Source organism: Mucilaginibacter sp. cycad4 (assembly GCF_034263275.1).
Classification (GTDB): domain Bacteria; phylum Bacteroidota; class Bacteroidia; order Sphingobacteriales; family Sphingobacteriaceae; genus Mucilaginibacter.
In genome coordinates this window covers 5,385,975-5,400,899 of record NZ_CP139559.1, presented here as the reverse complement: position 1 = coordinate 5,400,899, position 14,925 = coordinate 5,385,975, and the positions used below count along the sequence as shown (strand labels likewise).

General features: G+C 42.2%; 11 protein-coding genes. 7 read left to right on the top strand and 4 right to left on the bottom strand.

The genetic code is table 11. The features are described from left to right. Positions 1–217: 217 nt before the first annotated feature. Entirely contained in the window at positions 218–2,668 is a 2,451-nt protein-coding gene (locus SNE26_RS21925; RefSeq protein ID WP_321556016.1) for an outer membrane beta-barrel protein, read from the bottom strand. Between the two features lie 163 nt (positions 2,669–2,831). Between SNE26_RS21925 and SNE26_RS21920 the strand changes: the two genes are divergently transcribed. From SNE26_RS21920 to SNE26_RS21895, 6 genes are all read left to right on the top strand, one after another. Next, the gene (locus tag SNE26_RS21920; RefSeq protein ID WP_321556015.1) at positions 2,832–3,968 is read left to right on the top strand and encodes a heparan-alpha-glucosaminide N-acetyltransferase domain-containing protein; all 1,137 of its coding nucleotides are present in this window, start codon (positions 2,832–2,834) and stop codon (positions 3,966–3,968) included. A 60-nt stretch (positions 3,969–4,028) separates the two neighbouring features. Then, positions 4,029–4,487: a putative quinol monooxygenase gene (locus tag SNE26_RS21915; RefSeq protein WP_321556014.1), complete on the top strand. Its 459-nt coding sequence runs from the start codon at positions 4,029–4,031 to the stop codon at positions 4,485–4,487. A 174-nt stretch (positions 4,488–4,661) separates the two neighbouring features. Beyond that, positions 4,662–5,792 (top strand): acyltransferase, encoded by a 1,131-nt coding sequence (locus SNE26_RS21910; protein ID WP_321556013.1) that lies wholly within the window; start codon positions 4,662–4,664, stop codon positions 5,790–5,792. 529 nt (positions 5,793–6,321) lie between these two features. Further along, complete coding sequence (locus tag SNE26_RS21905) at positions 6,322–6,870, top strand: hypothetical protein (RefSeq protein WP_321556012.1); 549 nt, start codon at positions 6,322–6,324, stop codon at positions 6,868–6,870. Positions 6,871–7,014: 144 nt separating this feature from the next. Next, complete coding sequence (locus SNE26_RS21900; protein WP_321556011.1) at positions 7,015–9,258, top strand: CRTAC1 family protein; 2,244 nt, start codon at positions 7,015–7,017, stop codon at positions 9,256–9,258. 89 nt (positions 9,259–9,347) lie between these two features. After that, positions 9,348–9,728 carry a hypothetical protein gene (locus tag SNE26_RS21895; RefSeq protein ID WP_321556010.1) on the top strand — a complete coding sequence of 127 codons (381 nt, stop codon included), beginning with the start codon at positions 9,348–9,350 and terminating at the stop codon, positions 9,726–9,728. Positions 9,729–9,859: 131 nt separating this feature from the next. On the opposite strand, the gene SNE26_RS21890 is transcribed toward SNE26_RS21895, so the two are convergent. From SNE26_RS21890 to SNE26_RS21880, 3 genes are all read right to left on the bottom strand, one after another. Then, positions 9,860–10,666, bottom strand: a complete 807-nt coding sequence (locus SNE26_RS21890) for a hypothetical protein (RefSeq protein ID WP_321556009.1) — start codon at positions 10,664–10,666, stop codon at positions 9,860–9,862. A 27-nt stretch (positions 10,667–10,693) separates the two neighbouring features. Continuing rightward, complete coding sequence (locus SNE26_RS21885) at positions 10,694–11,440, bottom strand: hypothetical protein (protein WP_321556008.1); 747 nt, start codon at positions 11,438–11,440, stop codon at positions 10,694–10,696. A 167-nt stretch (positions 11,441–11,607) separates the two neighbouring features. Beyond that, entirely contained in the window at positions 11,608–12,954 is a 1,347-nt protein-coding gene (locus SNE26_RS21880) for a BamA/TamA family outer membrane protein (RefSeq protein ID WP_321556007.1), read from the bottom strand. 236 nt (positions 12,955–13,190) lie between these two features. On the opposite strand from SNE26_RS21880, the gene SNE26_RS21875 reads away from it, so the two are divergent. Then, positions 13,191–14,915, top strand: a complete 1,725-nt coding sequence (locus tag SNE26_RS21875) for an alpha-glucosidase (RefSeq protein WP_321556006.1) — start codon at positions 13,191–13,193, stop codon at positions 14,913–14,915. Positions 14,916–14,925: the final 10 nt, after the last annotated feature.

Sequence of the window (14,925 nt, the reverse complement as noted above, 5' to 3'; positions counted from 1 at the left end):
AACACTTAGAGAGTTCATGATTTTTTAAGATTCTATGCCGATAAATCGGACTTGCGATATCTAATTTATTGCGGATATAAGTCTGATACTTGCAACCAGGCGGTTCGACATTAGTCCCGCTACCAGTAAATCAAAAGCCTCAGGTCGAAGTCTTGAGGCTTTTGCGTTTGATAGTTGAATATGGACATCATTACCTAAAAAACAAGCTGTATTAAAACTAATGCGCCCTGTTTTGTTCACTATCGGCGCCGCCGGTATTACGCTTTTGGGGTACGTTTGTTAGTTTACCGAAACTATAGTTAAAGGCAAGGGTTACCACCCGGGTATCTAAAAAATTATGGAAGGTTGCATGGGCTCCCTCAATATTGGTAATGGTACCACTTGGGCGAAACGAGTGAAAGATATCCCGTGCATTTAATTTGATTGAACCTTTGTTATTCAATATTTTTTTCTGAATAGCGGCATTGAGCATGCCTTTGGGTATCGTAACAAACTGGCCATAAGTGCCTCCGCTATCATAAAAGCCGCTTAGTTCGGCACTCCAGGTTTTTGATAGGGTGAACTGGTTATTGCCATTGCCGCTAAATGTACTTTGAGATTCATGAAGGTAGCCGGAGTAAAACATACCCTGGTACGTGTTATTATATACCTCGGCATATAAATTAACCGACCACCATTTGGCCGGCTGAAAATTGGTATTAACAGAAAAATCCAGTGTTTTTCGTTGTCCTATATTACCGGTGGTACTGATGAATACGTTGCCGCTTTTGTGAATAGTTTCATTTTGAACATCGGTGGTATAATTGTATGCAACCGCAACGGTAAACAGGCTTTTGAAACTATAGGCCAGTTTATAATTATCGGTAAACTGTGGTTTCAGGAAGGGGTTGCCTGAAAAATAGGTAAACTTGTCTACAAAAAAGGTAAAGGGGTTTAAACTTCCATAATTCGGCCGGCCTATCCGGCGGCCATACGAAATAACCAACACTTTATGTCCTGCTGTATCGAGATTGTAGGAAAAATACGCGGTTGGAAACAAGTTTGTATAATGATTAACAAAGGAAGAGTCGGCCCTTTGGGCATTACCCAATTGATGCCCGTTACCATTCGTGTTCTCTAACCGCAGGCCGGTTTGTAATGCGAACCGGCCGAATTTTTTATTGAAATTAATATAGGCAGCATTTATATTCTCTTTATATAAAAACCGATTGGTGTTGTTATAATCAATAGTGTTTACATTATCAATCACATTAAAATAATTGGCGGCATTATCCGTATTTACATAGCTGCTCTTAACGCCGGCCTCCAGTTTTGCTTTGCCTTTGAGCGGATGGGAATAATCAGCTTTTGCAGAGTAGATATTGATAGTAGCAGGTAAATTATCACTCAGCATGGTTGAGTTTGTTAAGGTACCATCGGGCAAAAAGGTATTATTTACAAACAACTGATTACTGCCCGATACATCGCGGATATAATCCAGGTCAAACGTAAACACCCTGCCGGCACTGTCAAACTTATGAGTATAATTTACGTTGACGCCTCCGCTTTTAAAGCTGTTTTTGGAGGTGTTGAGGGTATTGATAGTTGAATCTAATTCGCCGGTTTTGCCATATAACAGGCTGTTTACCGGGCTGCTGTCATGATAGTGCGATAAGGTGCCGGTAAACACCACTCCCCAGGTTGTTTTCGGCGATGCATAATAATCCATCCCGGCTTTAATATTGGTATTGTTGCTTGCCGGCCTGAAATAGGAAATATCTTTTAGCGAGGAGGTTTGGTCGCCGTTCATATCAAAATAATCCCGGTCAATTTCAAGCCTCCTGTAGGTTTTTTGTTTATTGTAAGCAAGGTTAGCAAACAGGTTAATTTTGTCGATACGGTAGTTAAGGTTGATACTTTCATTATTGCGGTAATAAAAACCCAGCGCGTAATCGGCAGATGCTACCGCATTAAACCCCCTGGTGTTGTTTTTTTTAGTTTTGATATTGATTACTCCTGCATTGCCTGCCGCATCGTACTTGGCCGGCGGATTATCCATCAGCTCTATTTGGTCCAAAGACGAAGATGGTAAGGAACGCAGGTACGTGGCCAGGTTTGCAGCCGAAAGATAAGTTGGTTTATCATCTATCATTACCAGTACCCCGCTTTTTCCCTTAAAGGTAATATTGCCATCGGCATCTATTTGTACACCTGGCGTTTTCGACAGCACTTCCAAAGCATTGGCGCCGGTATTGGATATCAACGCGCCTACATTAACTATTGTGCGGTCAATTTTTTGCTGAACGTAAGATTTTTGACCGGTTATAGCTACTTCATTCAATGTTTTTCCGGCTAACGATAAAGTAAATGCCGGTAAATTAACCGGTTGTTGCTGATTAACAACTACAGGGCCGCTCCGGTAGTTTTTATAGCCCATATAGGTTGCCTTAACCAGGTATGTATCATCTTTTAAATTTTGAAAGGTGAAGCCGCCATCCGGACGGGCAAGCCGGGTACTTACAACTGTCGAATCTTTTGCGAAAAGTAAGGTCACAGTTGCACCGTCAAGCGGTTTTTTTGCATCATCTAAAACCGTTCCTGAAATTTTACCACCCCCGGTTTGCGCATTGGCAAAGGCAGATAGAAACAATGTGAATAAGGTTAAAAAGAATGCCTTTAGTAGTTTCATAATTAAAAGACATTAGTTTAGTTAAAATAGTTACATAAAAACGATAATTCAAAAGATCCATCATGCATCGAAAATGGGTAATGCTCTTTAATACCATTGTCAAGAAACAAGCATTTGTTAAATCTATCTATTTAAATAAGTACCTTCATCTTCAAAAACCTGAATGAACGCAATTATAAAAAACCGGATAACCTCTATTGACTTTCTCCGGGGCACTATCATGATCATTATGGCCCTTGATCATGTGAGGGACTATTTATACTCCGGATCATTTTTTTATGATCCGCTTGACCTTACCAAAACAAGCGGCATATTATTTTTCACCAGGTGGATCACTCATTTTTGCGCCCCGATATTTATGCTGCTTGCAGGAACATCGGCATACCTTATCGGGCAAAAGAAAACTAAAAGAGAGTTATCCATATTCCTGGTAAAACGGGGATTGTGGCTCATATTTCTCGAAATGTTCGTGATTAACTTCGGCTGGAACTTTAACATCACGTTCCCTATGTTTTTCTTTATCACCATATGGGCATTAGGTTTAAGTATGATAGTGCTGGCAGCGTTGATCCATTTGCCAAAAAAATTGATCCTGGGCATTAGCGTTATAATCATATTGGGGCATAATCTTTTAGACGGCGTTCATGTGCCGGGGAGCACTCTGCCGGCTTTTGGCTGGTCGCTGCTTCATGAACAGCAGTTTTTTACCTGGCATAAGGAAATTTTATTGGTAGGGTATCCCATTGTTCCGCTAATGGCGGTTATGTCATTAGGTTATTGTTTAGGGGGATGGTATACGGCGGGCTATGACATTAGCAAAAGGCAAAGAAACTTATTGATAGCCGGCGCCACTTGTATTGTTTTGTTTATTGTATTACGTTATACCAACCTATACGGAGATCCGGTGAAATGGAGCGTACAGAAAAATACATTATTTACCATCCTGTCATTTATTAAGGTAAATAAATATCCGCCATCATTGTTGTACCTGCTGTTAACGCTGGGTGCGGCATTTCTGTTCCTGTCATTTACCGAAAAATCAAAAGGAGTTGTTGTAAAAGTAGTTTCAGTATATGGCAGGGTGCCTATGTTCTATTACCTTATTCATATTTATATAATACATCTGATAGCAATCATCGCATCAGCATTAACTCCCGGGCAGGACTGGAAGATCTGGTTCCTGAAGCAACCTATCTGGTTCACAACAAACCTGAAGGGCTACGGGTTTTCATTGCCTGTTGCTTATCTTGTTTGGATTGGAATAGTAATAGGCCCTGTATCCTTTATGCAAGCGCTATGATGCTTACAAACAGGCCAACAAAGGAAAATGGTGGTTGAGTTATTTATAAAATTTAAAAAAATGGAAGCTATAAATGTAATTTCAGGAGCGTTAGGAAAACATACCCGTACAAGCCGGATGCCGGCTTTTGGCGGCGGGCTGTTATCGGTTTTAATAATTTTTATGCTATCAATATCTTCACCGGGCAGTGCTGTGGCCCAGGATAAAAACCACGTAGTACGCATAGCCAAACTCGTGATTGATTCTGCTCAATTGCAGCATTACATGGCTGCGCTTAAAGAGCATGCCGAAACCGCTGTACGCGTTGAACCGGGCGTTTTAACCTTATATGCGGTGGCCGAAAAGAATAACCCAATCCGGATCACGGTTTTTGAAATCTATGCCGATGCCGCCGCTTACCAGGCCCATTTGCAAACGGCTCATTTTAAAAAATACAAAAGCACTACAAAGGATATGGTTAAATCGCTTGAGCTTGTGGAAACTGTTCCCATTGTGCTTGCTGCCAAGCCGCATTTGTAGCACCGTACGCTCTAAATCTTATTCAGGCTGCCGGGGTGCTTTCCCTTTTTCCTGCCCGCGTTTTGACTTGCCGATAAATTAAGCCATATTTATAGCCATGGTATTGCACCCGGCTTGCGGTACGTATTACTAAACCTGAAATAACCAATTTATCATACTTGTTTTTTCCTGCTGATGAGTAAAAACCCTACGTACCTTGAATCAAAAGGTCATTATCAAATTCTTGACGGATTGCGCGGTGTGGCATCCCTTTTTGTAGTGGCTTTCCATGTTTTTGAAACCTATGCCGATGGTAACCGCTTTAAGCAGATCATAAACCACGGTTACCTGGCTGTCGATTTCTTTTTTGTGCTCTCGGGTTTTGTAGTTGCTTATGCTTATGACGATCGCTGGGGTAAAATGACCCAATGGGATTTTTACAAACGCCGCCTCATCCGCTTACAGCCTATGGTTATTATGGGCTCAATTATCGGCGCGCTGTTTTTTTATACACAGAGCGGTGGAGCCTTCCCGCTCATTCATGATACGCCGGTTTGGAAAATGCTGGTGATGATGGTGGTTGGTTTTACGCTGGTACCCGTGCTGCCATCTATGGATATCCGGGGCTGGCAGGAAATGCACCCCTTGAATGGCCCGGCGTGGTCGCTTTTTTTTGAATATATCGCCAATATTTTATACGCTCTGGTGATCCGTAAATTTTCTAATACCATGCTTGCCATATTGGTGTTTTTGTCGGCCTGTTTGCTGATCCACTATACAGTAATGGGCCCGCAGGGCGATGTAATTGGCGGATGGTCGGTTGATAAAACGCAGCTCAAGATTGGCTTTACCCGTTTGCTTTACCCATTTTTTGCCGGGATGCTGCTTTGCCGTATGGGTAAACTTATCCATATTAAAGGCGCGTTTGCAGTATGCAGCCTCCTGATCATTGCTATATTGAGTGTGCCGAGGATAGGGGGGAGTGAACATTTATGGATGAATGGCTTGTACGAATCGTTCTGCATCATCATTCTTTTCCCCCTGATTGTTGCCATTGGCGCGGGCGGAAGCTTAAAGAGTAAAAGCGCTATCAGGATTTGTAAATTTATGGGGGACATTTCTTATCCGCTTTATATTACACATTATCCTTTAATATATTTCCATGTAGCCTGGGTAACAAATAATAAGATCCCCATGGCGCAGGGCCTGCTTGGCGGGCTGGGGATTTTTGTAGTCAGTATAGCTATTGCCTACGGCTGCCTCAAATTGTATGATGAGCCTGTCAGGGATTGGTTAAAGAAACGTTTCCTGCTGAAAAAGACATAATATTGATTGTATGAAGTAAACGCGACATCGACTCTCTCCGACATCGCTGTGATGTTCGTGGCTGTATCATAAATCAAATTGACCACTCTCGGTGTTTTGTTACCTATGAATTGAAATTTAGCCGATAATATCTATACAAAAAGGGGGTTAACATGTTTTTCAAGGGAAATGCACTTAATTGTCTGATTATTAACTATATAATTAAATGTTAACCCTGAATTGTGTTAACCCTGTTAACCCCCCTTTTGTTAATAGGGCAATCCAACCCAAAACTATATATCGCTTAGTATCTGAATAAGTTAAAAAAAGACTGATCACGATTTATGATACGGCCTCTTTCTGCTATTTTCTTTACCCTCTATGCCGCGAAGTCGTAGAGAGGGTGGTACAACGAAGCGCAGACTGCGCGAGTCAATTGTGCGCCGGATATTATATACTTTTAAATTCTTTTAATAATATTTACTACATAACATAAATAAAGCTTGAAAGTGTCGTTTATAAACCTCATCTTTAGAGTACTATAAACCCTTTGAAAAAGATCGTTGCCTTAATATTGCTGAATATTTACCTGCTTAACATTGGCGGGCAGCTGGCTTTGCACCAATACCTGGTTTATAAATCGGACCGGTTTTTTAATGAACAGGTCGGGAAAGGCTTGTATAATGTAAATGACCTTACCGAAGTTATTATCTCCGTTAATTTACCCGGTATTCATGATTGGCGCACTTTTGAAAATATATCCGGGCATATTACATTTGGAAACGCCACCTACAATTACGTAAAAATGCGATTAACGAGGAATGCCCTTCACCTGATGTGCATCCCTAATTATAAAACTACCCGCTTTGCCGATAGCAATGTGCTTGATGCAAAAGGAATAAAGGGTGCACCTGTTTCTCCCAAAGAGCATGTGCCCTTTGGCAAAATGGTTTTACAGGATAATGTAAGCCTTTCATTTGTGCAATTTGAATTTTATTGCCCCGTAATGCCATTGCCTGAAAACGTTGTACAACCTGTGCAATCGTTAGTAAATGCTCATCAGGATATTCCTGAACAACCACCCAAAGCATCCTGCTGATTTTCTCCATTTAGCTTATTTACCAACCGGCATTTGTTTTAATGTTCCTGGTTGTGTTGTCCGGAATTTTTAGAAACAATTTAATACCACATCTATCGCGGGTAAAGCTTTGGCATTTTATTCGTGAGGGTATATTAACATCCTATGATAAAGAAAAAAATTACCGCCGCGCTTGTTCTGCTATGCGGCTTCACCATAATGGCATCGTGCCAAAACTCATCTAATGAAGAGATGGTCCAGGTGCTGAAGCAGATAAATAAAAAGAATAACATCATTTCAAACCCGTTTAACCCCGAAATGAAATTGGCTTATTGCGATTCGCTGCTTAAAATTAAACGGCTTGCCAAAAACCAGGAGGTTTTATTTTCAAAAGCCTCGCTGTTGTTAAAGGCCGGTCAGGAGCAGCAATCTGTAAACATTTATAAGTACCTGATGGATAATATCGACTTTATGTCGACCGATGAGATGCTGTCCGAACAGGCCATAGCTTACATGCGTTTGGGTGAACGGAGCAATTGTATGCTTAACCACACCGGCTCATCATGTATCTTCCCAATTAAAGATGATGGGGTGCACAAGCTCCAAACAGGCTCAAGAAAAGCGATTGAGGCGTATAAAGCATTGTTAAAGCTTCGCCCCGATGATTATGAGTCGCGCTGGTTGATTAATATAGCCTATATGACGCTTGGCGAGTATCCGCAAAAAGTACCCGGGAATGCATTGATACCTGGCCTCAATGCTGACCCGGACACTGCATATCAGGTTAAACCCTTTGTTGATGTGGCAGGTAGCCTTGGCCTTAATATCAACGGCCGGGCAGGCGGGGTCATTGTTGATGATTTTAATAACGATGGCTATCTTGATATCATGACATCGGGCTGGGACCTGAGCGACCCGATGCATTACTTTCAAAATAACCAGGACGGCACATTTAGCGATCGTACGGAAACCGCCGGTTTAAAGGGTATTACCGGCGGACTTAATATCCAGCAAACCGATTATAATAATGATGGTAAACTGGATGTTTTTGTTTTGCGGGGCGCATGGCTTACCAGGGGTTTCGGTAACCAGCCCAGCTCGTTATTGCGTAATAATGGCGACGGTACTTTTACCGATGTAACAGCCATAAGCGGTTTATTTATGCTTCACCCCACGCAAACTGCAACCTGGGCCGATTTTAATAACGATGGCTGGCTGGATGTATTTGTAGGTAATGAAAATTCAGAGTCGATGTACAATATTGATGAATCAACCTGCCAGTTATACATGAATAACCGTAATGGCACATTCAGCAATATAACCACTGCCGCTCATTGCGGTATCAAGGCTTTTGTAAAAGGGGTAACATCTGCCGATTATGATAACGACGGTTTTACCGACATATTTATCTCAACTATGGACGGACGCAAATACCTGCTTAAAAATAAAGGCAAAACCGCAGCAGGGGTAGATTTTGAAGATATGACCGTGCAATCGGGCCTTGACCAGATCAAACAACGAACCTTTACTACCTGGTTTTACGATTACAATAACGATGGATGGCCCGATTTGATGGTGGCCAATTATCATTTTGAGCGTACTTTGGGCTTTTACAGCGCCGCCGCCGCCCTGGGCAAACCCGTTCCGGAAGCCGGTAATATCTACCTGTATAAAAACAACCATAACGGTACATTTACTGATGTAACTAAAGAGGCAGGGCTGGATAAAGTAGTTTACAGCATGGGGGCTAATTTTGGCGATATCGATAACGATGGCTATCCCGATATGTACTTTGGTACAGGTAACCCCGATTTTAAATCGCTGGTACCTAACAAGTTCTTCAGAAATATTGGGGGTAAACGTTTTGCTGATATCACTTCATCATCACGTACGGGTAATTTGCAAAAGGGGCACGGCATAGCATTTGCCGATTTGAGGAATAACGGCCACCAGGATATTTTTGCCGAAATGGGTGGTGCTTATATTGGCGATTCGTACACCAGTTCATTATACATGAACCCCGGTGTAAGCAATAACAATTGGATTAGCCTGAAATTGAATGGCACAAAAGCTAACAATGCAGCCATCGGGAGCCATATTAAACTCACTTTTACCGAAAATGGGGTTAAACGTTCTGTTTATAAAGATGTTAACTCGGGCGGAAGTTTTGGATCGTCGCCTTTGCAGCAGGAGATAGGCATTGGCCAGGCAAAAGTGATTGATGAAGTTGAGATAAAATGGGCGGGCAGCGGCGCTGTGCAATACTTTAAAAATGTTGCCCCCAACCAGTTTTTAAATATCACCGAAGGTAGTGCACAATACAAAACCGTCCAATTAACAAAATTGATTTTCCGCAGCAAAAACATGCCTGGTTGTACGCCCATGCAAATGACAGCTAAAACAAATTAAGTTATGTTTCTGTAATAGAAAATATTAGCCCTGATTTTATACCAAAATAGTTACATTTATATCAACAACAATTAAAATAAATCTTAACCATGAGAAAACTCTTATTACTATGCTGCATGTTCATTGGATTGGCTGCAGCAGGCAACGCGCAAACCAAGCCCGGTGCTAAACCTGTTGAAAAATCAAAAGACCTGCAAAAACAATTAAAGCTCACTGATAAACAAACCGAAAAAATTGCGGTGATATACCAGGAATCATCCGATAAGTTTGAAAAGATCAAAGCTGCAGATAAAGGTGATAACACAAAAATGATGGTTGATATTAAGCCATTAAGGGAGGCTACTATCTCAAAGATCAAAGCTGTTTTAACTAAAGAACAAACAGTAAAATATGATAAGCTTTTAAAAGGCACCAAAGCAGCTGGCGGCAGCGGCTGGGGCGATGGCTGGAGCGCTACAAGTGGTCAGTAACAAGTTTCAGTAGCAACGAACTAACAGGCCGCTTTTTTGACTAAGAAGAGCGGCCTGTTTATTTATAAAATTTGTTTAATCAGTAGGCAGTACTATGATAGACAGTTTTATATCGTACCTCAACTGATTTCCTAATCCAGGATTTCGATTGGCCGGTTAAGTACTTCTTTCAGCGGGATCTTTTGAATGGTTTTATCTTTTTTTATATAGTTTAAACTAACCGGGAGAAGTATTGGCCCGGCGGTAACAGACCATCCCGACGGGTCATCGCCTTCTTTTAATCTCAAGAAGCCGTTGCTGATGTAAAGGGGCATAAGCCATGCGCCTCCGGTATCCATTGCGCCAAGATCTATCTGCAGGGAAGTAGAATGGAAAGATTTTGCAGTACGTTCCGGATCTGTAAATTTATTAATATCGGTTGGGTCATACATTTCACTTATTTCGTCAAGCTTTAAACGAGTGATATCGAGTCTTACAGATTCTGCTTTACCTTTACCAACTTGTTTGATAATTAAGCAGGCTACTGCTGTACCAGTTGGCTTCAGCTTTTTCTGCTTGTATAAGGATGTAAATTCCTCCAGGTAAGTGGAAGAAATTCCATAGTCAGGATGATAGGTTCCTGCAGCAATAAGATCATCTATTTCGTTCTTCATCACCGGGTAAACCAAGAGGCTGTTATCTTTTTGGCCGGCAGAAGCTTTCATCTTATTGTATGAGGCTATGCTCATTTCGCCATAACCAATTTCAAATTTAGCATTAGCGGTATCCAGCTGTTTGGCAAGGCTGTCCAATTGTTGCTTTTTTATATTATTGCGCTTTTGCCGGGCAACATAAAAATACAGGTTGCCAATGATCAGGATACTGCCAACCACTATCAGGATAAGGGCGAGGCCGTTTTTTGTTTGTTTGGCCGGTATTGGGTTTTCGTTATTTTCCATTCTTATGAATATCTGATCATTGTCAAACTATCCGCGCCCCTGTACACCTTCGGCCAGCCGAACCGGGCTCAGCATTTTTCGGATCACTAATGATTTTCGGGCGGTATCTGCCGGTTCTGTATAGCGGATATTATCCGGCAGAAAAATGGTTTTTGATTCAATTTTCCATTGCCTGTTTTTATTAACAGGGTTTGGTTTATCATAAGTCACAAATAACGGGATTAAAATTCCCTGCCCGGTTGAAAGCCTTGAAGGTAGCTTTATAATCCGTTTCACAGCGGTGCCTTTAGCCCTGATCTGGCTATCATAATCATTTTTGCTTTGAGGGTCTTCAGTTACAGTAAGCGGCTGGTTAATATTGAGCTTGCTCATGTCAAGCTCAATGTCTGATGCATCGCCTTTGCCTTTGTTCTGGATCATGAGGCAGGTGATAAACAGCTCATAATCGTTAGCTGTGGTGTCGGTAAAAAGCTGGTCAGTTTTCTGAAGGTTTTTATCAGAAATTTCATTGGTGAGTATGGGGTAATCAAGATAAAAGGCATCCTTTTTCCGTACGGCGCTGTCGCCTCCCGCCAGGGCATAAATATCATTGATCATGCTGATATACGAAATCTCGAGGCTGGCCTTCAGATCGGGGTTAGCCGGCGGGGGCGGATCTTTTTTAATCAGATTATACCCGGTAGTTAGTAAACCTAAAATAACAGTAATTACGCCCAGCTTCAATTGCAGGCTTTTCCATACGCTGTCTTTATCGGCTGTTTTCTTTTTGGCCATGCTTCCCGGTTGTTGATATGGTTAGGAATATCATGTAGTTGTATCACATGATTGTTTTACAGGTGCTTGTAATATAAAATTAGGAATAATAATTGATTGTAAAGATGAAGTTTACAAACTAATCGCTAATATCGATGACTCCGGCAAACAACGGCAGGTACTGATATTTAAAACGCCTCATTCAAGCCCAGAAAAAACCCTTTTGACCCATATCTGCCAAAGGCGTAATCAAGGCAAAGATTGGTGCGTGTTGCTTTATTAAATAATACGCGCAGGCCGCCGCCATAGCCCGGCTGCCATTGCTGAAATATTTTGGTGCCCGACTCATCATTGGTTGTTTGCAGGTTGGCAAATGCCACGCCACTCACAAATTTATTCCGCAGTATCGGGAAACGGTATTCCACTTCAGAGTAGTTGTATTGCGTACCCTTAAAATATTGTACTACATAACCCCTGCCGCTCCGGAAGCTGGGATCTTTGCCGGTGCCGGGCAGCTCAAGGTAAGGGATGTTGCCGCTGATCAGGTATGACCCCCAGTTCCAAAAGGCAACAACATGTTCGGGGTTTGTTTCCGACAGGCTGAAATACTTCCTGAAATCGGTAGTAAACTGCACCGCGTCTTTGGAACTTCCCATCCAGCTTTGATTAACGCGGAAGCCGGCATCGACATAAATCCCTCTGTAGGCCCGGTTTTGATTGTCGCGTGTAGTGTATTGTAAGTTAAAAAGCAAGCCGTTAGCAGCATAATGGTCGCGGGCAAATCCATGGCGGTCGCTATAGATATTGTATGGGGTAAGATCAGTTGTTGATTTGGTATCCTCAATTTTTCGCCTGATATCAAAAGAAGCGCCCGCACCTAAAAATAACCCCTTATTAATTTCTTTGTATACCTTCTCGCGGATATTATAAAATTGCGAATGCAGCGCCCTGCCTTTACGCCCGGGATTGGCCAGCACCTGGTCGGCTTCGCTGCCGCTTGATGCCTGGCCAATTCCCAAACCGTAATCGGGCGAAACCGTTTTGGCTGCAACCAAACTGCCCTGGAAATTCCATTTATTACCCGGTGTGTATATGTTGTGGTTAATATAAAAATAAATGATGCCCTTGGTGGTAATAGAAGCCGAAGTAGCTGCTACCGATAACAGGGTATTTGGATCGTTTCCTAATTTTTTTCCGGCTACGGCCTTGATCCCAATTTGTGACCCGATGGTTGGATTGGATGCCACGTTGGGTATGATGGTAATCCCCGATGACTTTTTATTGGGGGATTCCGCCGGCCGGCCGGGATGAAGTATGTTACGCACCAGGTCGCCAAAGTCATATTGTTTATATAAAGTATCGGTGGGCTTGGCCGGCTGTATTACTTTTTCTTTAATGCGCAGGGAATCGGCCTTTACCGAATCGGCAGGTACGGGTACCTGGCCAAAGGCATGTGCCGTTATGGCCGTAAATAGTATGAATAAAAACGTCTTTAAAAACAGGGAGGAAATTTTATGTTGTATTTTGTGATGCACGCTAACGTATATAAATGTTTTAAATTCAATTTATTAACTATTATTGTGATGCGGTTGGCTCATTTTTAAACCCTGAAAAGTGCATAATGTTTGAAGTTTAAATTTGGGCAGGAGTAAGACGTTAGGGTTTGGCTGCACTATTTGATGTTCCGGTTAAATATTGTTATCTTGATATTCTCTTGTTATAAACCACAGAGTCCGGTTCTGCCTGCTGTAAATTTTAACCAAATTTGATCATGAATGTACCTTACACTCGTTTTACTGCTTTTGTTGTTTTTATGTTTAGCTCCCTTTTAGGATCTGCCCAAAACATAACAGATACCGTCAACCGCAAATGGTGGAAAGAGGCTGTAGTTTACCAGGTTTATCCCCGCAGTTTTAAGGATAACGACGGAGATGGCATCGGCGATTTGAAAGGCATTATCTCCAAACTTGATTATATCAAAAGCCTTGGAGTAGATGTTGTATGGCTTAACCCCATTTATAGTTCCCCCAATGATGATAACGGGTATGATGTAAGCGATTACCGCAGCATCATGAAGGATTTTGGGACTATGGATGATTTTGACACATTGTTGAAGGGGATGCATTCCCGTGGTATTAAACTGGTTATGGACCTGGTTGTAAACCATAGCAGCGATGAGCACGAATGGTTTAAACAAAGCCGGAGCTCGCGGAACAATCCATACCGTGAATATTACCACTGGTGGAATGCCGAAAAGGGCAAACCTCCTTATCGTTACAGTTTATTTGATGTAAATCATGATGCCTGGCGATATGATTCGCTCACTAATGCCTACTACCTGCACTATTTTTCGCGCAAGCAGCCCGACCTTAACTGGGAAAACCCCAAGCTTAGGAATGAAGTGTACGGTATTATGAAGTTTTGGGCTGATAAGGGGATTGATGGTTTCAGGCTGGATGCCTTCCAGTTTGCTGCAAAGGATACTACTTTCCCGGCTTTCCCAAAAGGGTTTGAAAAAAACTTTACGCAATACTACGGTATGCAGGGTAATTTGCATGGCTACCTGCAGGAAATGAACAGGGCGGTGCTCAGCAAATACAATGTAATGAGTGTGGCCGAAGGTGCCGGCAATACATTTGAAGATGCGCATAATTTGGTTGATGCCGATAGGAATGAATTAAATATGGCTTATGCTTTTGAGGGGGTGGATATAGCCAAACCCGAAGGCTATAGCATAATTCATTTAAAACAGGTGTTTACCAAATGGGATAGTGCCTTTGCGGCAAAAGGCTGGCTTTCGGTGTTCCTGGCCAATCATGACCAGGCCCGGCTGGTAAGCAGGTTTGGCAATGATAGCCCGGAATTTAGGGCGGTATCATCAAAAATGCTGACTACTTTTTTGCTGACCATGCGGGGGACGCCCTATTATTATAATGGCGATGAACTGGGCATGACAAATGCCGGTTTCACCACAATTAATGAGTACAGGGATGTACAAACATTGAACGAATACCAGCGACAGAAAAATATCGGATCAGATTTACCGGCATATTTAAAACGGATAGCCTTTGAAAGCCGCGATAACGGTCGTACACCATTCCAGTGGAACAGCACCGCCAATGCCGGTTTTACTACCGGTACGCCCTGGATAAAGGTAAATCCCAATTATAAAAGCATCAATGCTGCTGCGCAGGAAAAAGACGCCAGCAGTACTTTAAACTATTTTAGGCGAATGGTGAAGCTGCGCAAAGATAATCCGGTACTGGTATACGGAAAATATACATTGCTCGATGCGCAAAACCCCGATACTTATGCTTACACCAGGGAATTAGATGGTAAAAAGCTGCTTGTGCTACTGAACTTTAGGGATAAAACGACTTCGGCTCAAACAGGCATTGATCTAAAGGATGCGACTGTTTTAATCGGTAACTATCAAAAGCCATCAAAAAACGGTAGGCTTATGCCATATGAAGCGGTTGTTTATGAGGTGAAGTAGGAGAGTTTTA